42 protein-coding genes are annotated in these 18,728 nt (G+C 43.4%); all 42 read left to right on the top strand.

Going from position 1 to position 18,728, the window contains the following annotated elements; all coding sequences use genetic code 11:
- Positions 1–42 precede the first annotated feature (42 nt).
- Positions 43–249 carry a helix-turn-helix domain-containing protein gene (locus ACYVUT_RS11240; RefSeq protein ID WP_484502100.1) on the top strand — a complete coding sequence of 69 codons (207 nt, stop codon included), beginning with the start codon at positions 43–45 and terminating at the stop codon, positions 247–249.
- Positions 250–290: 41 nt separating this feature from the next.
- Complete coding sequence (locus tag ACYVUT_RS11235; RefSeq protein WP_484502099.1) at positions 291–1,106, top strand: phage antirepressor; 816 nt, start codon at positions 291–293, stop codon at positions 1,104–1,106.
- A complete protein-coding gene (locus ACYVUT_RS11230) occupies positions 1,087–1,455 on the top strand; it encodes a hypothetical protein (protein ID WP_484502098.1) in 369 nt (122 codons plus the stop codon). The genes ACYVUT_RS11235 and ACYVUT_RS11230 overlap by 20 nt, the downstream gene beginning before the upstream one ends.
- Complete coding sequence (locus tag ACYVUT_RS11225) at positions 1,452–1,625, top strand: hypothetical protein (protein ID WP_484502097.1); 174 nt, start codon at positions 1,452–1,454, stop codon at positions 1,623–1,625. The genes ACYVUT_RS11230 and ACYVUT_RS11225 overlap by 4 nt, the downstream gene beginning before the upstream one ends.
- Before the next feature lie 154 nt (positions 1,626–1,779).
- Positions 1,780–2,544, top strand: a complete 765-nt coding sequence (locus ACYVUT_RS11220; RefSeq protein WP_484502096.1) for a helix-turn-helix domain-containing protein — start codon at positions 1,780–1,782, stop codon at positions 2,542–2,544.
- 212 nt (positions 2,545–2,756) lie between these two features.
- On the top strand, positions 2,757–3,014 hold the full coding sequence (locus ACYVUT_RS11215) for a hypothetical protein (RefSeq protein ID WP_484502095.1): 258 nt from the start codon (positions 2,757–2,759) through the stop codon (positions 3,012–3,014).
- Complete coding sequence (locus ACYVUT_RS11210; protein WP_484502094.1) at positions 2,999–4,375, top strand: DEAD/DEAH box helicase; 1,377 nt, start codon at positions 2,999–3,001, stop codon at positions 4,373–4,375. Before ACYVUT_RS11215 ends, ACYVUT_RS11210 begins: the two co-directional genes overlap by 16 nt.
- 24 nt (positions 4,376–4,399) lie before the next feature.
- Entirely contained in the window at positions 4,400–5,092 is a 693-nt protein-coding gene (locus ACYVUT_RS11205; RefSeq protein ID WP_484502093.1) for an AAA family ATPase, read from the top strand.
- A gap of 17 nt (positions 5,093–5,109) precedes the next feature.
- A complete protein-coding gene (locus tag ACYVUT_RS11200; protein ID WP_484502092.1) occupies positions 5,110–5,772 on the top strand; it encodes a DUF669 domain-containing protein in 663 nt (220 codons plus the stop codon).
- Positions 5,773–5,783: 11 nt separating this feature from the next.
- A complete protein-coding gene (locus ACYVUT_RS11195) occupies positions 5,784–6,566 on the top strand; it encodes a bifunctional DNA primase/polymerase (RefSeq protein ID WP_484502091.1) in 783 nt (260 codons plus the stop codon).
- Positions 6,566–7,879: a VapE domain-containing protein gene (locus tag ACYVUT_RS11190; RefSeq protein WP_484502090.1), complete on the top strand. Its 1,314-nt coding sequence runs from the start codon at positions 6,566–6,568 to the stop codon at positions 7,877–7,879. Before ACYVUT_RS11195 ends, ACYVUT_RS11190 begins: the two co-directional genes overlap by 1 nt.
- Entirely contained in the window at positions 7,876–8,304 is a 429-nt protein-coding gene (locus tag ACYVUT_RS11185; protein WP_484502089.1) for a hypothetical protein, read from the top strand. Before ACYVUT_RS11190 ends, ACYVUT_RS11185 begins: the two co-directional genes overlap by 4 nt.
- A gap of 2 nt (positions 8,305–8,306) precedes the next feature.
- Positions 8,307–8,504, top strand: coding sequence for a hypothetical protein (locus ACYVUT_RS11180; RefSeq protein ID WP_484502088.1), 198 nt, complete (start codon positions 8,307–8,309; stop codon positions 8,502–8,504).
- 4 nt (positions 8,505–8,508) lie between these two features.
- Positions 8,509–8,691: a hypothetical protein gene (locus ACYVUT_RS11175; RefSeq protein ID WP_484502087.1), complete on the top strand. Its 183-nt coding sequence runs from the start codon at positions 8,509–8,511 to the stop codon at positions 8,689–8,691.
- 3 nt (positions 8,692–8,694) lie between these two features.
- The gene (locus tag ACYVUT_RS11170) at positions 8,695–9,030 is read left to right on the top strand and encodes a VRR-NUC domain-containing protein (protein ID WP_484502086.1); all 336 of its coding nucleotides are present in this window, start codon (positions 8,695–8,697) and stop codon (positions 9,028–9,030) included.
- Complete coding sequence (locus ACYVUT_RS11165; RefSeq protein ID WP_484502085.1) at positions 9,017–9,172, top strand: hypothetical protein; 156 nt, start codon at positions 9,017–9,019, stop codon at positions 9,170–9,172. Before ACYVUT_RS11170 ends, ACYVUT_RS11165 begins: the two co-directional genes overlap by 14 nt.
- Positions 9,165–9,398 carry a hypothetical protein gene (locus ACYVUT_RS11160; RefSeq protein WP_484502084.1) on the top strand — a complete coding sequence of 78 codons (234 nt, stop codon included), beginning with the start codon at positions 9,165–9,167 and terminating at the stop codon, positions 9,396–9,398. The genes ACYVUT_RS11165 and ACYVUT_RS11160 overlap by 8 nt, the downstream gene beginning before the upstream one ends.
- Positions 9,395–9,646 (top strand): hypothetical protein, encoded by a 252-nt coding sequence (locus ACYVUT_RS11155; protein WP_484502083.1) that lies wholly within the window; start codon positions 9,395–9,397, stop codon positions 9,644–9,646. Before ACYVUT_RS11160 ends, ACYVUT_RS11155 begins: the two co-directional genes overlap by 4 nt.
- A gap of 59 nt (positions 9,647–9,705) precedes the next feature.
- Complete coding sequence (locus ACYVUT_RS11150; RefSeq protein ID WP_484502082.1) at positions 9,706–9,885, top strand: hypothetical protein; 180 nt, start codon at positions 9,706–9,708, stop codon at positions 9,883–9,885.
- Positions 9,882–10,664: a phage antirepressor KilAC domain-containing protein gene (locus tag ACYVUT_RS11145; RefSeq protein ID WP_484502081.1), complete on the top strand. Its 783-nt coding sequence runs from the start codon at positions 9,882–9,884 to the stop codon at positions 10,662–10,664. The genes ACYVUT_RS11150 and ACYVUT_RS11145 overlap by 4 nt, the downstream gene beginning before the upstream one ends.
- Positions 10,661–10,936, top strand: a complete 276-nt coding sequence (locus ACYVUT_RS11140; RefSeq protein ID WP_484502080.1) for a hypothetical protein — start codon at positions 10,661–10,663, stop codon at positions 10,934–10,936. Before ACYVUT_RS11145 ends, ACYVUT_RS11140 begins: the two co-directional genes overlap by 4 nt.
- Entirely contained in the window at positions 10,923–11,195 is a 273-nt protein-coding gene (locus ACYVUT_RS11135; RefSeq protein ID WP_484502079.1) for a hypothetical protein, read from the top strand. Before ACYVUT_RS11140 ends, ACYVUT_RS11135 begins: the two co-directional genes overlap by 14 nt.
- Positions 11,185–11,691 carry a hypothetical protein gene (locus tag ACYVUT_RS11130; RefSeq protein WP_484502078.1) on the top strand — a complete coding sequence of 169 codons (507 nt, stop codon included), beginning with the start codon at positions 11,185–11,187 and terminating at the stop codon, positions 11,689–11,691. The genes ACYVUT_RS11135 and ACYVUT_RS11130 overlap by 11 nt, the downstream gene beginning before the upstream one ends.
- On the top strand, positions 11,684–11,938 hold the full coding sequence (locus ACYVUT_RS11125; protein WP_484502077.1) for a hypothetical protein: 255 nt from the start codon (positions 11,684–11,686) through the stop codon (positions 11,936–11,938). Before ACYVUT_RS11130 ends, ACYVUT_RS11125 begins: the two co-directional genes overlap by 8 nt.
- A gap of 2 nt (positions 11,939–11,940) precedes the next feature.
- Positions 11,941–12,453, top strand: coding sequence for a hypothetical protein (locus ACYVUT_RS11120; RefSeq protein WP_484502076.1), 513 nt, complete (start codon positions 11,941–11,943; stop codon positions 12,451–12,453).
- The gene (locus ACYVUT_RS11115; RefSeq protein WP_484502075.1) at positions 12,401–12,619 is read left to right on the top strand and encodes a hypothetical protein; all 219 of its coding nucleotides are present in this window, start codon (positions 12,401–12,403) and stop codon (positions 12,617–12,619) included. The genes ACYVUT_RS11120 and ACYVUT_RS11115 overlap by 53 nt, the downstream gene beginning before the upstream one ends.
- A 10-nt stretch (positions 12,620–12,629) precedes the next feature.
- Positions 12,630–12,872, top strand: a complete 243-nt coding sequence (locus tag ACYVUT_RS11110; RefSeq protein ID WP_484502074.1) for a hypothetical protein — start codon at positions 12,630–12,632, stop codon at positions 12,870–12,872.
- 74 nt (positions 12,873–12,946) lie between these two features.
- The gene (locus tag ACYVUT_RS11105; RefSeq protein WP_484502073.1) at positions 12,947–13,198 is read left to right on the top strand and encodes a hypothetical protein; all 252 of its coding nucleotides are present in this window, start codon (positions 12,947–12,949) and stop codon (positions 13,196–13,198) included.
- The gene (locus ACYVUT_RS11100) at positions 13,191–13,328 is read left to right on the top strand and encodes a hypothetical protein (RefSeq protein ID WP_484502072.1); all 138 of its coding nucleotides are present in this window, start codon (positions 13,191–13,193) and stop codon (positions 13,326–13,328) included. The genes ACYVUT_RS11105 and ACYVUT_RS11100 overlap by 8 nt, the downstream gene beginning before the upstream one ends.
- Positions 13,329–13,400: 72 nt before the next feature.
- Positions 13,401–13,607: a hypothetical protein gene (locus ACYVUT_RS11095; protein ID WP_484502071.1), complete on the top strand. Its 207-nt coding sequence runs from the start codon at positions 13,401–13,403 to the stop codon at positions 13,605–13,607.
- Positions 13,594–13,920 (top strand): RusA family crossover junction endodeoxyribonuclease, encoded by a 327-nt coding sequence (locus ACYVUT_RS11090; RefSeq protein ID WP_484502070.1) that lies wholly within the window; start codon positions 13,594–13,596, stop codon positions 13,918–13,920. The genes ACYVUT_RS11095 and ACYVUT_RS11090 overlap by 14 nt, the downstream gene beginning before the upstream one ends.
- Entirely contained in the window at positions 13,911–14,054 is a 144-nt protein-coding gene (locus ACYVUT_RS11085) for a hypothetical protein (RefSeq protein WP_484502069.1), read from the top strand. Before ACYVUT_RS11090 ends, ACYVUT_RS11085 begins: the two co-directional genes overlap by 10 nt.
- Positions 14,051–14,491: an ArpU family phage packaging/lysis transcriptional regulator gene (locus ACYVUT_RS11080; protein ID WP_484502068.1), complete on the top strand. Its 441-nt coding sequence runs from the start codon at positions 14,051–14,053 to the stop codon at positions 14,489–14,491. Before ACYVUT_RS11085 ends, ACYVUT_RS11080 begins: the two co-directional genes overlap by 4 nt.
- An 826-nt stretch (positions 14,492–15,317) precedes the next feature.
- Positions 15,318–15,545: a hypothetical protein gene (locus ACYVUT_RS11075; RefSeq protein WP_484502067.1), complete on the top strand. Its 228-nt coding sequence runs from the start codon at positions 15,318–15,320 to the stop codon at positions 15,543–15,545.
- Positions 15,542–15,736 (top strand): hypothetical protein, encoded by a 195-nt coding sequence (locus ACYVUT_RS11070; RefSeq protein WP_484502066.1) that lies wholly within the window; start codon positions 15,542–15,544, stop codon positions 15,734–15,736. Before ACYVUT_RS11075 ends, ACYVUT_RS11070 begins: the two co-directional genes overlap by 4 nt.
- The gene (locus tag ACYVUT_RS11065; RefSeq protein WP_484502065.1) at positions 15,723–16,019 is read left to right on the top strand and encodes a nucleotide modification associated domain-containing protein; all 297 of its coding nucleotides are present in this window, start codon (positions 15,723–15,725) and stop codon (positions 16,017–16,019) included. The genes ACYVUT_RS11070 and ACYVUT_RS11065 overlap by 14 nt, the downstream gene beginning before the upstream one ends.
- A 151-nt stretch (positions 16,020–16,170) precedes the next feature.
- On the top strand, positions 16,171–16,542 hold the full coding sequence (locus ACYVUT_RS11060; RefSeq protein ID WP_484502064.1) for a hypothetical protein: 372 nt from the start codon (positions 16,171–16,173) through the stop codon (positions 16,540–16,542).
- Positions 16,532–16,795, top strand: coding sequence for a hypothetical protein (locus ACYVUT_RS11055; RefSeq protein WP_484502063.1), 264 nt, complete (start codon positions 16,532–16,534; stop codon positions 16,793–16,795). Before ACYVUT_RS11060 ends, ACYVUT_RS11055 begins: the two co-directional genes overlap by 11 nt.
- The gene (locus ACYVUT_RS11050) at positions 16,764–16,982 is read left to right on the top strand and encodes a hypothetical protein (RefSeq protein WP_484502062.1); all 219 of its coding nucleotides are present in this window, start codon (positions 16,764–16,766) and stop codon (positions 16,980–16,982) included. The genes ACYVUT_RS11055 and ACYVUT_RS11050 overlap by 32 nt, the downstream gene beginning before the upstream one ends.
- A 235-nt stretch (positions 16,983–17,217) precedes the next feature.
- The gene (locus tag ACYVUT_RS11045) at positions 17,218–17,661 is read left to right on the top strand and encodes a transcriptional regulator (protein WP_484502061.1); all 444 of its coding nucleotides are present in this window, start codon (positions 17,218–17,220) and stop codon (positions 17,659–17,661) included.
- A gap of 246 nt (positions 17,662–17,907) precedes the next feature.
- Positions 17,908–18,087, top strand: coding sequence for a hypothetical protein (locus ACYVUT_RS11040; protein WP_484502060.1), 180 nt, complete (start codon positions 17,908–17,910; stop codon positions 18,085–18,087).
- A gap of 4 nt (positions 18,088–18,091) precedes the next feature.
- Positions 18,092–18,728: DNA cytosine methyltransferase (locus ACYVUT_RS11035; protein WP_484502059.1), on the top strand; the 637-nt coding region annotated here is incomplete at its 3' end.

The raw sequence follows: 18,728 nt of genomic DNA, 5'->3' as shown, positions 1-18,728 counted from the left end.
TATCCTAATATGTGTAAGGAAAACACGAAAGGAGGAAACTGAATGACGGCAGTCAAAAGTGGTACTGGCCGCAAGCTAAAGGGAGAAATTGACAAGCGAGGACTGCGGTATGCGTTCGTTGCTGAGAAGGCTGGAATAGCTCCACAAACTTTAAGCAAGTACCTGCACGACCGTATTCCGATCAATGTCAATAACCTATATAGCATTTGCCAGGTGGTCGGAATTGACTACAAAATTTTTTTGAAGTAATTCTTCCCGTAGGGTGTAGAATTTGGAAAGGAATTTCTCATATGGAGAAGGAAGTTTTAAAGTTTACCTTTGAAGGCACTGAAGAAATTCGTGCAGTTCAAATCGATGGTGAGCCTTGGCTCGTTGGTAAAGATGTTGCAGAGGTTTTAGGATATGCACGGCCAGTAAAAGCCGTTCATGACCACGTTGACCAGGAAGACCAAAAAGAAGACATTGTGACGATTTCACAAGCGTCCCAAATTGGGACTCCCCAAAATGTGCTGTTAATCAACGAATCCGGACTCTACTCATTAATCTTGTCCAGCAAGTTACCAACCGCTAAGAAGTTCAAGCGCTGGGTAACGAGTGTGGTATTACCAAGCATCCGCAAGCACGGAATGTTCGCAACGGAAAAGACAATTGATGAAATGCTCCAGGACCCGGACAGCATGATTAAAGTCTTAACGGAAATGAAAGAAGAACGGGCCAAACGAAAGCTGGCCGAAGAAAAGGCTGCGAAGCTTGAACCAAAAGCAAAGTTCTGCGATGTGGTTCTGCAGAATCCGGCCTTGGTCAATGTAACCGTAATTGCTAAAGACTATGGCATGAGTGCACAAGCAATGAACAAACTGCTAAAGAAGCTGGGCGTTCAATACGATCAGCATGGAGTTTGGTTCTTGTACGCTAAGTATCAAAGCAATGGCTGGACTCAAAGCACTACCAGTATGATTAAAGGAAAAGACGGAGTTGAAAAGGCAGTAGTTCATACCAAGTGGACACAGAAGGGCCGCTTAGGATTGTACGAATTGCTAAAAGATCATGGATTACTGCCAGTGATTGAAAGAGAAGACAGCAACAATGAAGATCAGCACGATTAACGCAATTAAGCAACGCCTGGAAGATGATTGGAAGGGCAGAGAATTCAAGCCAGAAGTGGTTTTGCACTCAGCCAAGAAAATCATGGGCATGGATATCACTGAACATCAGATTGAAGTGACCTGCGATCATTACCGCAATGCTCAACGCTGGGATAAGAGTGATGAACATGTTGCTAACGAAATCTTCTTTCTTATTGATACAGAAAGACCATTTCGTTTGCTTGCCTGGATTGAAGACATTGAAGGACATGAAACCGCTGAAAAGATTTACAAGCACTTCGAAGAAAATGATGAAGGCCAAGACCCGTGGGGCTATTACAATTTTAAGTTTCTGGAGGAAGAACAATGAACGTAATCGAATTACACCCAACGAAAACTGAAGAAGAACTTGATGAAATGGAATACACGCCAATGAACTACATCATGGCGTTTCTGAATCCAGATCATCCGCCTGTGGTTGACGGCAGAGAAATGACTGACCATGAAATTGTGGAGTGGTTACGGCAATGCGTTTACTAACAAGCAAGGAAGTGATGGACCAAATGAAAATTAGCCGTCACTTCCTATATGAATTGAGACTTGAGTGCGAATACAGCCCGTACTCTGATGCAGTAATTAAGTTAGGCAAAAGAACATACCGGTATAACGAAGACCGGTGGGAGGAATTTTTAAGATGGCAAAGAAAATAGGAGAACAGATTAGATCATTAAGAGCAGCTAACCACATGACACAAGCAGAACTTGCTGAAAAGCTAGGTGTTTCGCCTCAAGCGGTGGGCACCTATGAGCGGGGAAGTCGAAAGGTAAGTCCTAAAATACTAGACAAGCTATCAAAAATCTTCGGCCTTTCAGTTGAACAGATCCTTTGTTGCGATGATGATATCACCATCGGCAGCAGATTGCGTGAATTGAGAAAAGGCCTTGGACTTACTCTAAACGAGGCCGCCCAAGCAATGACTGAACGCTTTCCAGATGAAACTAAGATCGTAGGGAATGCACTTGGCAAATACGAAAACGGCTTTCGCAAGCCGTCAGTTCAAACCTTAAAAATGCTAGCCAGATTTTACGGCGTAAGTGTGGAATACTTGCTAGGTACATCAGCAGAAGAGAACGTAATTGGAATTCTTATGGATTGCTACAATGCTGAGCCAAAAGTGAAGCTAAGTGAAGACAAATTATTCACAGTCAATGTAGCGCCTGCACCATTGCTTAAAGCAATTATCAGACGAACAGATGCTTATCTTGCAAAGCACCAAAAGCAAAATCTAGTCAAAGAAAAGAAAAGAAGTTTGGACTTCTGGAAAGAGACATTCGAATGGTTGAACACTGATTACAACTATTTGACTGAGTGCTATGGAAAAGTCAGCAAGCAGACTTTAGCACTAATGATTTCAGCTGCAATAGCAGCCAAAAATGAAGAGGAGGCTAGCCATGATTAGCGGCTGGGAAACATTATGTTGGTTTATTATAGGCGTTCTCATTGGGTTGATCATCGATGACCCTAAGAAGTATTTCAACTAAAGGAGGTGATAGGCGTGTCTAAGGAGACAATCAAAAAGCTAGTCAAGGCCAGCAATGCTTTCACGGTGAAAACAAAAAAGCTGGCTACCAAAAGATAGTCAGCAAGTCTAAACACTAAGGAGATTATAGCATGTTGACTCAACACATTCAACAGATGATTGACATGTCAGATGACTTTGAAGAGAAGCTCTACGACAAAGTAAAGGCTGGCTCAAAGTCACCTGCAGATGCGATCAGCAAATTGAACAAGATGAAATATGAACTGCCAGATCACACGTCTGGCACGCGTGATGAGTTGATTGCGTACTCTCTTTCTTATAAAGAAATTGATGACGTAATCAAGATGATTAGGGAGGAGGCAATGAAAAGAGAATGGCCTACGAGTTAAGAGACTACCAGGTTGATTTGATTAATCGAATCTACCAATCTCTTTTAAAAGGTCATAGACACATAATAGTTCAGTCTCCGCCAAGAACAGGCAAGACCGTGGTCATGTCTGAGATAGCCCGCAGAACGACTGATAAAGGCAATAGAGTTTGTTTCATTATCCACCGCAAGGAGGTCTTGGAACAGGCAAAAGCTACCTTTAAAGCGCAAGGGGTTAATCCAGACTTGCTGACAGCCGGAATGGTTCAGACACTGACTAGGCGAATCAACAAGATGAAAGCTCCAGCTGTAATTATGGTTGACGAAGCGCACCATGCGCTGGCTAAGTCTTATACCAAGATTATTGATGCTTTTCCAAATGCAATTGTTCTCTTGTTCACTGCTACTCCAGTTAGAACTGGGCGTAATCAGCTGGACAAGATAGCCGATGATATTGTACTGGGCAAGACAGTTAAACAGCTGATCGATGAACATTTCCTAGCTCCATTCACTTATTACGGAACTAAGTTCAAAGATGTTGATACTGAAAAGCTCAAGGTGTCAAACGGTGATTATACTAATGCATCAATGGAGGAAGCACTGGGGCGCAAAATCTACAGTCATACAGTTGATGAATATCTTGAAAAGGCAAAAGGAATGCAGGCTGTTGTCTACACCTATAGCGTTGAATCAGCAAAGAGGCTTGCCGAAGAGTTTAATGCAAGGGGAATTTCCGCAGCTGAATGTGACGGGGCTACTAATAAGGACGTTAGAGACTACATTGTAAAGAAGTTTCGCGATCAAAAGTTAAAGATTTTAGTCAACGTCAATTTGTTTACTGAAGGCATCGACTTACCTAATGTGGACTGCGTGATTATGGTTAGACCAACTCAATCACTAGCTCTGTTCATGCAGTTCAGCATGCGCTGTCTTAATCCTAGGCCAGGCAAGAAAGCAGTCATCATAGATCAAGTAGATAACTATAAGCGCCACGGCTTGCCTACTAAAGATCATGACTGGAAGAAGCTTATGACTAGTAGAAAGAAGCGTAATTCTCCGTCTGAAATATCTGTCATTCAATGTCCATCTTGCATGACTGTATTTGAACGAGCTGAGCTGAAGGAAAACACCTGCCCGTATTGTGGATATAGTCCAGTTTTACAGCAAAAGGCTAAGCAAGTTGAAGATGCTGACCTTGTAGAGATTAGCGAAGATTACCTTGATAGCGTTACGCAGAGAATGCAGAAGGCTATCAAGCAAGCGGCTAAGGTAGACGATTGGCATAAGCTTAATTCTTACCAACAGCTGATTGAGTATGCTAAGGAACACGGCTATAAGCGTGGGTGGGCCTGGCATAAAGCACAAGAGAGAGGATTTATCTAACTACTAAAGAGAGGATTTATCTAATTGTTTCAATTACCAAAAGATGAAGTACTTCATCCAAAAGTACAACCGAAAAATTTCTTCATTTATGGAAAGACAATGAGCGGTAAGAGTTTCTTTTCAAGCTATTTTCCGCATCCAATTGTCTTAAATACTGATGGAAACTCTGCCCAGGGAACAGCGCCAAGCGTCCAGATCAGAAACGTTCGTGACGCTAACGGTAACTTGGTAGAGAATGCAATGAAAACTATCAATGATGTTGTCATTGCCCTTCAACAACCAGACGTCACTTTTCAAACGGTGGTCATTGATGTTATCGATGATATCTGCGTAATGATTGAGCAAGCTATCTGTATTGATAACCACGTTGAATCATTGTCAGATATCCCGTACGGCAAGGGACACTATATGTTCAATAGCTTTCTTCAGCAAATGGTCATGGACCTTAAAGCATTGCCAATGAACGTGATTTACATCAGCCGTGAAATTGAACAGACTGATGAGAGCACGGGCAGAACTAAGATCAGCCCATCGTTAAAGAGCAGATTGTACAACGTGGTCAACGGCAACTGCGACCTGGTTGTACGTACTTACAAAGTTGGTGACAGTCATTACCGCATGGTCATGGACAAGCGGGCTGACTACAAGCCAGAAGATATTGAAGACCCAAGAGTAAGACAGCTGTTAGAAAGTTGTCAAAACATGTTCAAGAAATAACAGGAGGAACACAATTTATGTCAATGGAAGATGTTTTAAGCAAGATGATGAGCGGTGAATTGAAGGCTGGTTCAAGCAAGCAAAGAGAAGACTTGCCAGCTGGAACTTACAACGTAATCTTCAAGAGTGTTACGCATAATGTGGGCAAGAACTCAAACCGTGACTTCCTTATGGTCAGTTTCCAAGTTATGGACGGTCAATATGCAGGACGCACTGAGTCAGTCTTTCCTAACTTACACACTGTAAAGGCCGATGGACAAGACTACAACGAGATGTACACTGTACGTCAACTGGCCGAGGTGGTAAGCATCAGTCAAGCGATTGGCGCAGGTGTAACTTTCCAATGGCTTAACGAAGCCACTAAGCAAATCGAAGCACAAGCCCAGGGTCAAAATATGGACAAGGTTCAATCAAGCGATAAGGTAGCATCTGAACTTTATGAAGCATTGGAAAAGAGCTTTAGCCCGTGCATTGGCCGGCCGTTAAAGATGGCTATTGTAGAAAAGCCTAATAAGCGCAACCCACAACAACCATACCGCAACTACGAGTTTGCCGCACTGCCACAACAATCAGCTCCTCAGCCTCAGCCAGTTCAGCCTGCACCTCAACCACAACAACCTCAACCGCAGGCAAATCCATTCACTGCACCGCAAATCAACGATAGTGATCTTCCATTCTAGGAGTTTTAACAATGGAATCTTTAGTCAAGTACGCACAAGCCTATGCTGAAAAAGGCTTTAGCGTAATTCCAATTGAAGGCAAAAGGCCGCTGATTAAGTTTGCCAATCAGCCAGCTTTGACTAAAGAGGAAATTGCCGCAATCTGGACTAGACACCCAACAGCGGCAATTGCCCTCAAAACAGATCGTTTTTTAGTGATCGATGTTGACCGCCACAATGGTGACGGGATGGAATCAATTAAAGCTTTAGGCCACAATGAGTGGTTTGAAAATACTCTTTACGAACGCACACATTCTGGCGGCTATCATTTTTACTTTGTGAAACCGATGAAATACAACATCACGCAGAATATTGGCTTCCTGCCAAACGTGGATATTAAAGCCCACGTCAATAACTACGTGGTGGTTGCACCGAGTCCTGGTTATCAATGGCTTAATCATAATCCTATCCAGCCTTTGCCAGATGGCTTGTTGCAGTTAATTTTGGAAAAGCAAAGAGAACCTAAGCATGGTCCAGGGATTAGACCAGGCTACAAGGTTGAATCACAAAATACTACTGCCAAGCTATTTGAAACTATAGCACATGGATTAGGTGATTTAGGAAGCCGTAATGACACGCTGGCTAGCTTTATGGGAAGCTTGCTTTATAGAGGAGTAAGCCCAGAAACAGCAGCGTATCTGGCGGAGGTAGCTAACAATAATACGCCTAACAAGTTATCTGATATAGAGGTGGAGGCAACAGTTAATTCAATGATTATCAAGGAGTTTCATAGAAGACGAGGTGAAAGCAACTGATGGAGTTAGTAAAAGAAGCCGATGCAATAGTAGCAGATCAAAATAAAGCAAAGCTTGATTTTACTGTTACTACAAAAGGCAAGATCAAAAGCAATTCTCCCCGCAATGTTTCTTTGATTTTGGAGAACGACCCTTATTTAAAGGATGCTATCAAGTTTAATGAGTTTACAGAAAACATTGATGTTGTCCGTCCAATCGATATTGATTTGTCTAGCTGGGGGCTTCCTTCAATTCATATCAAAAAAGGCATTTACACTGATGCAGTTGGCGAAGACCTTGCCTTGTACATGGAAGTCAACCCGGACTATGGCAATACAATTTTCACGCCTACATTGATTCGGCAAGCAGTAGGCAATACCGCCCGTGACCATAGATATAATCCAGTAGTTGATTACTTTAACGAATGTCGCAGGAAGTGGGACGAGAAGGCTAGAATAGTTGATTTCTTTCCAGAGTTCTTAGGCGTTGAAAAGAATGAAGCTAACACATTGATTGCTAAGCTTTTCTTTCTGGGCATTGTAGGCAAGGGTCTTGATCCAGATGTTAAGTTTGACTACGTAATCGATTTAGTAGGTGGTCAAGGCGTTGGTAAAACCACCTTGCTCCGAAAGATGGCGCCAGGTGGTTTCTACACTGACAGCATTTCTTCATTCACTGAGAAAGATGACTTTGCAGAAATGAGAACTGCTGTGATTGTGAACGATGATGAAATGAATGCAAGTAATAAGGCAACGTTCGAAGAGACTAAAAAGTTTATCACAATGCCGGAATTTTCTTACCGTCCACCTTATGGCAGAGACAATCTTACGTTCAAAAAGAAGTTTGTCATTTGCAGAACTACCAACGAAATCAAGCACTTGAAAGATAAGTCTGGGGATAGAAGATTCTTGTCTCTCATGTGTGACAGAAGCAAACAAGTTCATCACCCAGTAACTGATTTAGACCAGGGCTTGGTCGATCAATTGTGGGGAGAAGCAATGTGGCTGTATGAAACAACCGAAGAACCATTTGCTTTAACTCCAGATCAGAATGAGCTGCTGGAAGAATCACGTGAAAAGTTTCTTTACACGTCAGCACTTGAAGATAATCTGCGCGACTTGCTGGATAACGAGTTTTCCAAAGAAGATTTCATCACTAATGATGAGATGTGGAAAACACTCAGCATGACGCAAGGCGGGCAAGCTGTGACTGAACAACAAAAGCGCAAGGTTCGCTACTACATGGAGCACCTTGATTGGGAAGTCGGAGCAACTCGCAAGATCACGCAAGCTGATGGCAGTCGAAAGACTTTCAGAGGATTTAAGAGAAAATGAGCTTAACAAGATTGCACATGCTTGACGGCCAGGACTTTACTGTTGAGATCGATGTCAATGGCTTGAAATGGAAAGTTGAAGAGGACAACAAAGAATGGCTGACTCTGACTTTGCCTGGCCTGCATAATGCAAGAATTATCAATAAGCATGCTATCTCGTGGTTTGAGCCAGTGGTAGACATGCAAGAAACAGCAATAAAAGATTGGCTGAGTTTTGGTCAATACGAAGGCGGTCACTCAGACATGCCAATCATGTGTACGACCATTCATCAAGACTTTTTAAAACACTGTGCTGATCGAAAGCTTAAAGTGCCAAGTCTTTATACGAAACAAAGTGAGTTCGATTTAGCACTTGAGCGCTATGGCTTTCACAAAAGCAAGCGTGGCGGAATTGATGTATGGCTTGATTTAAAGAGAAGGTTTTAGCAATGGCGATTATTAGAATGAACGTCCACGGATTAGTTTTGTATGACGTGCGTGAGTCATACGAAGAAGTGGCAAAGCTGCTGTCTAGTTATGACTCAAGTTTTCTGCAACTTCACCGTAGAGACAATCAGCTTCCTGTAATGCTTAACAGATTGAATATCATGGATGTGTTCCCTAGTGAAAAAGAATTGGAGGAATAAAACAATGACGGAAACAGTTATTTATTTAGACAACGAAAGATCAGTAAGAACAGAAATGGCCTATTTAGATGTTATCAAAGCATTGAGTAATACTGATGTTGCTTTCGTTGAATTCAAAAATCTGGTGGGGTACAAAGAAGCCGTTTCACCAGCTCATGTTGTGGAAGTGTTTCAATACAGAGCCTAGCCAATGCGTGAATCAGATATTCAGAAATTAACAATGGTTGCCTTATCGAAAGACAACTGCACGGTATTTAGAGCAAACGCAGGCAAGTTCCGCAGCATGGACGGCAAGCGAATTGTCCAGGGCTTGCCAGTTGGGCACTTCGATTTGTATGGATTTAAGCATGACGGCGGCAAGGTGTTCTACATCGAAATGAAAACCAAGACTGGCAAGGCTAGAGAAAGCCAGGTTAGGTTTCATGAAATGCTGAGTCGCTGGAATATCATCCACGGCATTGCACGAAGTCCAGAAGATGCGTTGAAGATTGTAAATGAGGAGTTAGTAGGATATGGCTTTAGATAAATGTGCTGAGTGCAAGACACCACTCGAAGACGGACAAGAGTACTGGGATATTGACGGCTTTAAATTGTGCAGTGACGACTGCCTGGTAGATTTCATGATGGAATACTACTGTCCAATCAAAGAGGTCTACCACCATGGTTGAGCAGATTAGAATGATGAATGCTTACCTGCAGGCGGCTTTAGAGGGCCGTGAGCAGGCTTGCAGAGATATCGTAGTCAATTACGCACATGTCTACCGCAAGCCCGTGAGAGACGTGCTAGCAATGATTAGCGTAGGTTTAATGGACCCGACTGGGTTTGAATACAAGGATTATCACAAGGTGAAGGAAATGATTGTTAAGAATTTGAACAGGGGGGACTCGAAATGACTTACAAAGAATTTATTAGCGAACTAGAAGAGTACAGTTCATTCACGTTAAATTTTAAAAAAATTACTGAAGAATGTCTAATCTTATATGTCGGAAGTGAAGTGCCAGTCGCCGCACTCAGCTTGGTAAACGATGACTGGCAGTTTATTAACCAGTCTGCAAACTTTGACGCCACCTTTTTAGGTGCAATGGCAGAATTAGCAGATACGCCTAAAGAGCAACGAGGCGACTGGGAAAATGACAATTAAGCAAGTGCCTCCCCGCTGGGAACGGCTGGGGTTTAACAGTGAAGAAGAGATGAAAGAGAATGAGCAAAGATACAACAATGAAGAAGCTTGAGGAAGTCCAGGGCTTGATTAGCAAGGCGGTTGATGGATGGAAAAAAGGTGATCTGGCCGCCTATAATGACAGCCTGCGCAAGGCAAGACATATCATCTTTCAAGCCTACTACAACGAGACATACGGTGATCGGAGGGAATCAAAATGAACGAAGTAAAAGTATTTAACAATGGCAAGATTGACCTGCCAGTAAAAGAAGTAAACGGTGAAGTTTACTTTGAAGCTGAAGCGGCCGCAATTGGGCTGGGAATTTATCTGGGAAAAAATGGCACTCAATATGTTCGCTGGGAACGAGTACGAAAATATTTAAATTCTCCACAAGTGGAGAAAGGCTCTTGGATTACTGAACAGCAATTCTACAAGCTTGCATTTAAAGCTAACAATGCTGTGGCTGAAGCTTTTCAAGACTGGGTAGCTGGTGAAGTCTTACCTGCAATTCGTAAGCACGGCGTATACATGACTGACCAAAAGGCTTACGACTTGGTTAGCAACAAAGATAGCTTGATTGACTTGCTGGAGCAGGCCGCCAATCAGTTAAAACAAAAGGACATTCAGATTAGCGAGATGAAACCTAAGGCACTGTTTGCTGATTCAGTATCTGGTTCAGAGACCACAATCTTGATCGGGGTGCTTGCCAAAATCATTAAGCAAAATGGGGTTGATTATTTGACTGTTGAAGGCAAGCAAAAGCCAATGGGCCCAAACAACTTCTTCAAGTGGTTGCGTGAAAATGGATACTTAATTAGCCGTAAGGGTGACAGCTGGAATACTCCAACGCAAAAGGCAATGGACATGGGCTTGTTCGAAGTTAAGGAATCAACTACACCTAATCCAGATGGTTCAGTACGAGTTACCAAAACCACCAAGGTTACTGGCAAGGGTCAGCAGTACTTTATCAATAAGTTTTTAGGGGAGGATGCGGCATGACAGAAGTAATTGTTTGCCGTAAGTCTGACAGAGAAGTCAGAACTATTTACGTTGATGAATCTGTAGATGTTGTCAGAGAAAAATATATTAAAGCAGCCCTGGGCGACAGACAACTGAGCATGGGCAAGTGGTTAATTGATTTAGACGAAAACCTCGTACTGTCAATTGAGCAAACATTGATGCCAATTGTCAGAGTAATAAACAACCCATTCGGACCGAGCAAAACGGTTAGACGTGGGGGCAGAAAGCGGCCAAGCAGTGCTGGACATTGAGACGGCAGTCTGGACTAGCGAGATAGCATTAGTTAAGTCATTAGGCAATGCACAAACCCAGCCTGCATTTGAAGCTGCTGTGCTGATTGTGGCTTACATGGCAAAGGCTAAGACTACCAACTATGCCCAGGCGACAGAGGCAATAGAACAAGCGTCTGGGGAATCATTAACCCTTGGGCTGAAAACAATAGAGCAACGCAGGCTTTACATTAAAGCTAGAGTTGTTGATTTAGCAAAGGAAAGCAACGATGAAAATTAACGTGCCAGAGAACAGAACAGCACCGGACTTTAACCCTATGACAAGGGAAAGATTTATCAAGGGGTTGGAATATCCTTGGTCAGCTGAAATAGATGACAGAGAATTTCTTAGGCTTAGCTATGCTGGAAAAGAGAAAGCCAGTATTCTTCCAGGCGGTGACCATTGGCTTTTTACCTCGAATGATTCAATTTATGACATTGACATTCCACTGATGAAAAATATGTTGGCATTGGCTGAATATGAGCATAATGGTAGACCGTATGTTCTTGCCAATGGCAAGGCAAAGCTTGAAGCTAATGGAAAAAGATATCGGGGCGTCTTTATCTTAGGGGCGGATGGCTTGGAAACAACGATTGCGTTTGATGATGAACTACAAAACTATGCTTATTCGAAGAAAGAACTGGAACGGCGGACCGAGCATTATCCAATTGAATTGCAATCAGTAGTTGATACATTAGCAGTTCCACTTGATGAGGTGTTAGCAAGCAATGACTAGCGAAGATTTCGTAGATGAGTTTAACGAGCAATACGCAGATGATTGTCGTGTTGTGGCAGATAATCAAGGCAACATTAAAATTTTGAACCGTGTAGGCACTATCTTGTTTGACTACAACGGCAAGGTTTGGCAGTTCAGAGGTGACGGATGCTTGGTTTTAAAGCTTTCAGAAAAAGCGTTAGAGCTGATGGCTGAATACGCTAAAGGCGATGTCAACGAACACATTGGTTTAAATTGGGAGGATTAATCATGACAACTGAAGAATTTATTGATGCATTCGATGGAGATTCAGCACATGCCGAAGTTGATGAGCAAGGAAATGTTTACATCTACGGAGGCGCTGGTTCGATGATGGCAAGGCTGGAAAGTGACAGTCACGTGTGGCTAATAGAAGATAAGAGTTTAATGTTTCCAGCTTTACTCGACTTGATGGCACAGCTAGCCAGTACGCCACCGGAAAAGCGAACTGAACCACGCAGATATGTGATCTTAAACTCTGAGCCACGTCACCAGCATTGGGACTATTTCAGAATTGGTGATAAGCACGAGTACTTGAAAAGCTTCAGCACGAACAACCCAGACTTCTTGATCGGCGGTTCTTACACGCTCGAAGAGCTGGAAAAAGAAAAGCGGTGGTTGCCAGAAGAATGGCGTGATGCAATTGACAGCATGCTGACACCACTTGAAGTAGCCTTAAAGGAGGGCAAGTATGACCACATGGAGCAAAATAGATCATCCAGCGATTTATGCCGTGGTCGCTAACTTTGACCAGGACCATTGGTATGTAGCACACAATGCTAACGGCAAGGCCAAGATTTACATTGATTTAGCAAGTGCATTGACCCAGCTCAAGCGGGCAAAAGAGAAATACGGTTGCCCAGTAAAGCTGGTTGAATACAAACTTGATGCAGAGGTTGTAACGGAATGAGGTTAAGGAAATGACACTTGATGAATGGAAGAGAGTATGCACGGCGGTTACGAGAGTAAGCGAGGTTGACTTCTTGCTGGCGACTGTGGATATCAATGCTGTGCTTGGTAAAGGCAATAAGTATTCTAAGCAACTGGAAGAGATTGGCAAGCAGGTTACTGAACTCAAGCTGAGCATGCAAGCCCAGCTGATTAAAGAACACCCGGAGGTCAATGCAGCTGAATTCATTTTCCCTGGAGGGCAAGATGATTAGGGAGCTTGGCATTTTTGCAGGCGTTTTCGTAAGTATCTTAGGACTGGCTTAAAAAAGCATTGAGGAGGATTGACATGTATTACATTCCAAGCACTGGAAGCCGTAACAGATTAGGCAATGCAGAGATCAGACGGCGGTTTAAGGCGAAAGCTGGTCACTGGGAATTGCTTTATCCAGGCATCGAAGATATTAACAAGCTGGCAATCAAGGCAGATGTGAAATGTCTTGATTGTGGGAAGACTCAAACTGTGGGGCTTAACTCATGGCTGAATCCTAAGAATTTAAAGAGAGGTTGTCCATACTGTGAATACAAAAGACATGATTAACGTACTGCTGTGGAGCGGGCTGATCGTACTCATCATTGACGAAATCCACAATGTGTTTGGCAATGACGACCTGCGAGATGAGATTAGAGACTTGAAGAAACGTGTAAAGAAACTGGAGGAAAAGAAATGAGCATCGTATTTGACATTTTGTTTGGATTGATTGTAACCACTAGTTTAGCTGGCTGGGGAGTGTGGATTATTGGTGACTAGCTACAGAGACACAATCAGAATGAAGGCATCAACAGCTATTACTAGCATTGCAAACAAGGCAGATGGTCAGTCTGTTTTGTTTGCAGGCACTGAACTGATTACTGAACTGTTGGCTAATGGCGTGAACCCTAACTTGTTAGATCAAGCCGTTAAGACAGTCAACGAAAAGCTGGAGGCTGGCGAGTATGAGTTCTTTTGATGTAACGATACCTGCTGGCAAGTCGGTTGAAGATTGCGTTAAACAAGCATACTTAGGCAAACCTATTGAGACACCCGTTAAATTGACCATACGGGCTGTATCAGCCGTTCCAAGATCGTATACGGATAATCATGCCAAGGCTTGCTTAGCAGGGCTGGAATGGCCTTCTAAGTGCCTTGACGTAAGCCAGGTGTGCAAGTCACTTGAAGGAATTGCCTATGACGATATCAAACGTGTAGCAATGATCGATGCGGCTAAGATTTACGGCAGTGAGAACAAGATTGATGTGAGAGTGGAGGACTTATGTTACTGACGGCATTTATTTATATCAGCTGGGGAGGACTGATTGCGGCTATTGCATTTTTGATGTGCAAGCCCAGTCCGCTGACCATGCTTATCTTCCTGGGCTTTATGCTTACGGCTTACTGGTCGGTGATGATCGTATGATGTTTCCAGAGATTGACGTAAAGCAGACAGCATTAAACGTGCAGACTTTTTTCAACGACACAGTGCCACGGCTGTTAAACTTCGCTGGTCGGTCTATCAATGACTTGACCAAGCCCGAAGAATGGCAAAAGCATTACCAGGAAGAATCAACGGGCAACGAATATGAGCAAGCGGTTGATGCACTGATTGAAGCAATTGGCATTATGCGTGATGGAACGGTTTACCACTACCACAGAACGCTGTTGATTGATTGTTATATCAAGCGCAAAACAAATCTGGACGAGGAAATTAAGCTGGGGTTCAGAGAGCGGACCATTAATAAATACCGCCAGCAGGCCTGCGTTGAATTTGCTGAATGCTTTGAGGGCGTAAAGGCAAGACGGGGGTTGAACATAGCTGGAGTGTTGGTAGAAACATGCGGTGAATGTGCGGTATGATTGCGGTGCTTATACGCTCGGTTAACGGTATCATTAAAGAGTACTCATATGAGTATATGCGCAAAGGTCTCAGCGTGACGGATAATAGTTGAACATTGCGCCTCCTTTTTTACTTAATCAACACAATTTTTTTCTATCGTTAACGAATCACTAACAACTTCGTGAATACTCCTTTCACAATTTGGTAGCACGGCACCATAGAGAGCCACTGGGTGCAAGCCCCAGACCGTGCATTGCTGTGATCGGCGTGGAAAACCGTGAACGGCAAATGAAGAAAACAGATATTGTAGTAGTAACTCCAAATATTTTTTAGCAGTGTTACTACGAGATTAGTATTAGTCTCGTTGCAGTTGTGTTTCGGTAGTATGCTGGTTCGAATCCAGCACACAACTTAGGGTCATTGAGTGGCCTGTTAATTCAATACGATTGCCCTGGCATAACGGGGTTCGACTCCCCTTTATGTCTTAGCCCAGCACCTCCGGCTGGGCAACCACCACTTTGATCTAAATGTTCTTCATTCGTTGATAAATGTTGGATTGTTTATTTTTCTTTCTTTTACCAGCAAGTCGGGGTTCAACTCCCTGGCTTGCCTTAGCCCTGCCGTGATAGCTAACGCTTAGCGGGGCAGGATGGTAGCATTACCTGCCGGAGTGGGTACTACCATCAACGGGTTGATTCATTACTCCATCGGTAACTTTTCTGGTAATGACAACTCATTTCTACAGACCATTAAGTTAGGACTTTAAGTCTGGTTCGATTCCAGGCGATGGTTATATTAATCTGGCTTGTGGTTGATCTGCAAGCCTTTTTATTTAAGGAGCTGACAATGAGACGCAAGCTGACTCTACTAGGAGATAAAGGCTATCCACTTTACATCATGCACTTTAGTCCACAGTGTCCAGACAAGACTTACTGGGACTTGAGAAAAGCGGCAGAATGGAAGACTTGCTTTAAGTTTGATAAAGGCATCGACTACTTAACACTGATCGGTGACGGCTATCGAAAGATCAAGCTTAACTGGCAGTGGATTAGCAGGCTGGAGAAATACAGATGAGAAAGTTAGTTAAAGCTGGTCAGATTATAGCTTACCTAATTGCATTCACAGTGATTATTTTGTCAGCTGTTTTGGCTGCTAGTCAGCATCTTTTAGTAGCTATTTTGTGGGGCTTTTTGATTGGAGCAGTGGTCTTCCCACTAACTAAAGCCTTCGTTGATGAATGGGAGAAGCATTATGGGAAAGATTGAAGCACGGACGGATAAACCATATCAGATTTACACTGACAAGCTGGCAGATATCTTAGCCAAAAAGAACACGGCCTACGGCGATGCATTTGGCAAGAGCATTAAGAAATACGGCTATGTAGCGGCATTGGTAAGAATGTCAGACAAGTGGAATCGGCTAAATAATTTAATGCTTGATGGTGAAGGTGTGGACAATCTGGGCGAGTCAGTCCAGGATACCTTGCTTGATCTGGCTGGGTACTGTATTTTAACCATGGCGGAGCTGGATAATAAAAATAAACGCTAAGCATTACCAGATAATTCATGACTGTGAAAAGCGGTATGGTTCACTGGGCAAGACTCCAGATCATTTGCTAAAGCCACTGTGGGACGATCTGTATGAAGATGATAGAGCTAACGCAGGCAATCCACACTATGACGATACAGAACTAAACAGCATGAAGCAGAAAGTTTGCCAGATGGCTAGGGATGGCTATCCGTGTGCTGAGATTGAACAGCATGTGCCGGTCCAGCGCACAACTGTTAACAGATACATTCGGGAAGCTGGGATTACAACCAAGCGCTGGTTTAAGTACTTGATTGTCAGTCCAGATGGCGTGAACTACTATACCACGGCAAAGAAAACTGCGTACAAGAAATTGCTGGGCGGCGGTGGCGAAAGCAACAAGGTAATCAACCGAGCCTTAGCAAGAAACGGCTATATTGTGGTCGACATTAAAAATGTCTGGGCGGATATACCCGACGGTGACTACTACATCACGCCTAACGGCTTGTTTAAAAAGCATGGGGACAATAACTATGAATGTTAATCTGAACGACTGGGATGAGCTGGCTAGCTATTTTGACAAACAGCCTACGTCACCCGGAATGATCTATGAAGACGGCATACTGCTAGGCTTCGGCTTTTCCAAAGACGACTATGCAGACTTGATCTATCTTGATAAGCATGGCAGTTGGCATTTCCGGGGTGACTGGGAACTTGGTGCTGAAGAGATTAACTTGATGAAGGCAATGACGAATGAGCGATTACATGAACGACAACGTAGCAAAACTCAGCCGTGAGTTGAGCTACTTTGACTGGTCAGATAATGAACCAGCCTTCGAAATTTCAGATGATGGCGATCTGGCAATCCACATGGACGATGACCACACGGGCTGGCTTGTGGAGGAAATGTCTGATGAGACTACCGGTTATTTGAGCAAGGAAACCTTGCGATTGATGTTGGAGATGCTTGAAGATGATATTTAGAATGGCGTCATTTCCAGAAGGCACGAGAGCTACGATCAGCGATGACGAAATTATGCTTTACGGTGCTGATGGCAAAGAGTGGGCTAGAATTGTACGAACGGACACTAAACTAATTCCGTTTCCGACTGATGACATTCCGGATGATTGTAAAGAAACCCTTTGCAGAATTTGTGAAAATAGTGTACAATAATATATGTAGGAACACGTATTCCTATATTTCTTAGGAGGTGAAAAGGTGTCGATCAGCAAACGTGAACGGAATGCCAAGCGCTATATTGAATCATTGCTTGAAGACTATCCACACTATGACGAATACGTAGAGCAAAGAAGATTTGAACTCCAGCACCCATATGTAGAGCCGGACGACAATGTGGGTGGGGGTAAATCCTGCAACAGCACACCATATCAAGAGCGGTGGATTGTAACGCTTGATGAAGACAAGCGGCTGAACGCATTGAGACAAGAGCATACGGCAATTCGAACTTGCTTTGAAGAAGCACCAGAGGAAGTACAGACAATCTGCAAAGAACTGTACTTCAAGCCGTCAAGACTAAGAAATGCAAGCACTATTCGAGACTTGGTGACTCAGCGGAAAATTCCCGTTAGTCCTGCCGAGGGATATCGAAAGTGGAACGATTTTATTTTTGATGTAGCTAGAGAGCTGCATCTGCCAATTTAGTAAATTAATTAAGTGTGTTATTTGACAAAAGTTGTGTGAACCACTGCATTTTGTTTTGTTTAGTTTATTTAATTCAGACTCACATGACTTCGGCTATAGTACGGGCGGAACTGTGCTATAGTCTTAAACCCTTGCATAGCGCTCTACTGCGGAGTAGGGATGCTGTACTCAAGCGATGACGGTCAACTGATCTGAGCGGGTTATTATAGCCGGGATAGCCGGCTTTTTGTTTATGGAGATATATCTATGCCGATTTATTTTTGGATTGGGCTATTGGCTGGACTGTTTAGTCCTGCATTGTCTTTAGCTGAAGTGGCTGTCTTGCCAAGACATGGCGTTGAAATTGCTACAACCACACTGATTTTAGGCGAGTTTGTAGGCTGGCCGCTGGTAATTATTGGAGCACTGGTAAGGTGGCTGGGGTGACTAAATGAAATTTATCGATTTATTTGCCGGAATTGGTGGTTTCCATTCTGGCCTGGAAAAAGCAGGTCATGAGTGCGTGGGCTGGGTCGAGTGGGATAAATACGCTAGACAGAGCTACCAAGCGATCTATGACGTTGACGGACTGTACACAGCTACAGACATTCAAGAAGTAAAAGGAGTTGATCTACCAGATGCAGACTTATGGACGTTCGGAAGTCCTTGCACAGATATCTCGCTTGCAGGACGAAAAGAAGGGCTTGAAGGCAAGCACAGCAGCATGTTCTTTGAAGTTATCCGGTGCCTTGAAGAAAGAATCAGACAGCGCAAGCAGCTCCCTGCCTATTTGCTCATGGAAAATGTTAAAAACCTTTTATCAAGCAATGGAGGGTGGGACTTTGCCCGGGTGCTCATTGAAATGGACAAAGTCGGGTATGATTGCGAATGGAGAGTTTATAACACTGCCGACTTCCTTCCCCAAAACCGGGAAAGAGTGTATATTGTCGGACGTTCTCGAAAAAAAAATACAGCCCAAATATTTCTTGAGCCAGGAGAAACTGAACAACCTGCTAAGAAGCCTCGCAAGAAAATTAATGTAATTGGTTCGATGAGCGACAAAGAAAACCCTAGACGTGACCGCAATC

It is taken from the genome of Lactobacillus sp. WILCCON 0059, assembly GCF_057197985.1.
The sequence above is the reverse complement of the archived record's forward strand: the minus strand, read 5'-3'. Positions and strand labels throughout refer to the sequence as shown.

Bases quoted from the DNA above. Each gene is read 5' to 3' on its own strand.
- ACYVUT_RS11240 (WP_484502100.1), top strand. From the start codon at position 43: ATGACGGCAGTCAAAAGTGGTACTGGCCGCAAGCTAAAGGGAGAAATT.
- ACYVUT_RS11235 (WP_484502099.1), top strand. From the start codon at position 291: ATGGAGAAGGAAGTTTTAAAGTTTACCTTTGAAGGCACTGAAGAAATT.
- ACYVUT_RS11230 (WP_484502098.1), top strand. From the start codon at position 1,087: ATGAAGATCAGCACGATTAACGCAATTAAGCAACGCCTGGAAGATGAT.
- ACYVUT_RS11225 (WP_484502097.1), top strand. From the start codon at position 1,452: ATGAACGTAATCGAATTACACCCAACGAAAACTGAAGAAGAACTTGAT.
- ACYVUT_RS11220 (WP_484502096.1), top strand. From the start codon at position 1,780: ATGGCAAAGAAAATAGGAGAACAGATTAGATCATTAAGAGCAGCTAAC.
- ACYVUT_RS11215 (WP_484502095.1), top strand. From the start codon at position 2,757: ATGTTGACTCAACACATTCAACAGATGATTGACATGTCAGATGACTTT.
- ACYVUT_RS11210 (WP_484502094.1), top strand. From the start codon at position 2,999: ATGGCCTACGAGTTAAGAGACTACCAGGTTGATTTGATTAATCGAATC.
- ACYVUT_RS11200 (WP_484502092.1), top strand. From the start codon at position 5,110: ATGTCAATGGAAGATGTTTTAAGCAAGATGATGAGCGGTGAATTGAAG.
- ACYVUT_RS11195 (WP_484502091.1), top strand. From the start codon at position 5,784: ATGGAATCTTTAGTCAAGTACGCACAAGCCTATGCTGAAAAAGGCTTT.
- ACYVUT_RS11190 (WP_484502090.1), top strand. From the start codon at position 6,566: ATGGAGTTAGTAAAAGAAGCCGATGCAATAGTAGCAGATCAAAATAAA.
- ACYVUT_RS11185 (WP_484502089.1), top strand. From the start codon at position 7,876: ATGAGCTTAACAAGATTGCACATGCTTGACGGCCAGGACTTTACTGTT.
- ACYVUT_RS11180 (WP_484502088.1), top strand. From the start codon at position 8,307: ATGGCGATTATTAGAATGAACGTCCACGGATTAGTTTTGTATGACGTG.
- ACYVUT_RS11175 (WP_484502087.1), top strand. From the start codon at position 8,509: ATGACGGAAACAGTTATTTATTTAGACAACGAAAGATCAGTAAGAACA.
- ACYVUT_RS11170 (WP_484502086.1), top strand. From the start codon at position 8,695: ATGCGTGAATCAGATATTCAGAAATTAACAATGGTTGCCTTATCGAAA.
- ACYVUT_RS11165 (WP_484502085.1), top strand. From the start codon at position 9,017: ATGGCTTTAGATAAATGTGCTGAGTGCAAGACACCACTCGAAGACGGA.
- ACYVUT_RS11160 (WP_484502084.1), top strand. From the start codon at position 9,165: ATGGTTGAGCAGATTAGAATGATGAATGCTTACCTGCAGGCGGCTTTA.
- ACYVUT_RS11155 (WP_484502083.1), top strand. From the start codon at position 9,395: ATGACTTACAAAGAATTTATTAGCGAACTAGAAGAGTACAGTTCATTC.
- ACYVUT_RS11150 (WP_484502082.1), top strand. From the start codon at position 9,706: ATGAGCAAAGATACAACAATGAAGAAGCTTGAGGAAGTCCAGGGCTTG.
- ACYVUT_RS11145 (WP_484502081.1), top strand. From the start codon at position 9,882: ATGAACGAAGTAAAAGTATTTAACAATGGCAAGATTGACCTGCCAGTA.
- ACYVUT_RS11140 (WP_484502080.1), top strand. From the start codon at position 10,661: ATGACAGAAGTAATTGTTTGCCGTAAGTCTGACAGAGAAGTCAGAACT.
- ACYVUT_RS11130 (WP_484502078.1), top strand. From the start codon at position 11,185: ATGAAAATTAACGTGCCAGAGAACAGAACAGCACCGGACTTTAACCCT.
- ACYVUT_RS11125 (WP_484502077.1), top strand. From the start codon at position 11,684: ATGACTAGCGAAGATTTCGTAGATGAGTTTAACGAGCAATACGCAGAT.
- ACYVUT_RS11120 (WP_484502076.1), top strand. From the start codon at position 11,941: ATGACAACTGAAGAATTTATTGATGCATTCGATGGAGATTCAGCACAT.
- ACYVUT_RS11115 (WP_484502075.1), top strand. From the start codon at position 12,401: ATGACCACATGGAGCAAAATAGATCATCCAGCGATTTATGCCGTGGTC.
- ACYVUT_RS11110 (WP_484502074.1), top strand. From the start codon at position 12,630: ATGACACTTGATGAATGGAAGAGAGTATGCACGGCGGTTACGAGAGTA.
- ACYVUT_RS11105 (WP_484502073.1), top strand. From the start codon at position 12,947: ATGTATTACATTCCAAGCACTGGAAGCCGTAACAGATTAGGCAATGCA.
- ACYVUT_RS11100 (WP_484502072.1), top strand. From the start codon at position 13,191: ATGATTAACGTACTGCTGTGGAGCGGGCTGATCGTACTCATCATTGAC.
- ACYVUT_RS11090 (WP_484502070.1), top strand. From the start codon at position 13,594: ATGAGTTCTTTTGATGTAACGATACCTGCTGGCAAGTCGGTTGAAGAT.
- ACYVUT_RS11085 (WP_484502069.1), top strand. From the start codon at position 13,911: ATGTTACTGACGGCATTTATTTATATCAGCTGGGGAGGACTGATTGCG.
- ACYVUT_RS11080 (WP_484502068.1), top strand. From the start codon at position 14,051: ATGATGTTTCCAGAGATTGACGTAAAGCAGACAGCATTAAACGTGCAG.
- ACYVUT_RS11075 (WP_484502067.1), top strand. From the start codon at position 15,318: ATGAGACGCAAGCTGACTCTACTAGGAGATAAAGGCTATCCACTTTAC.
- ACYVUT_RS11070 (WP_484502066.1), top strand. From the start codon at position 15,542: ATGAGAAAGTTAGTTAAAGCTGGTCAGATTATAGCTTACCTAATTGCA.
- ACYVUT_RS11065 (WP_484502065.1), top strand. From the start codon at position 15,723: ATGGGAAAGATTGAAGCACGGACGGATAAACCATATCAGATTTACACT.
- ACYVUT_RS11060 (WP_484502064.1), top strand. From the start codon at position 16,171: ATGAAGCAGAAAGTTTGCCAGATGGCTAGGGATGGCTATCCGTGTGCT.
- ACYVUT_RS11055 (WP_484502063.1), top strand. From the start codon at position 16,532: ATGAATGTTAATCTGAACGACTGGGATGAGCTGGCTAGCTATTTTGAC.
- ACYVUT_RS11050 (WP_484502062.1), top strand. From the start codon at position 16,764: ATGAACGACAACGTAGCAAAACTCAGCCGTGAGTTGAGCTACTTTGAC.
- ACYVUT_RS11040 (WP_484502060.1), top strand. From the start codon at position 17,908: ATGCCGATTTATTTTTGGATTGGGCTATTGGCTGGACTGTTTAGTCCT.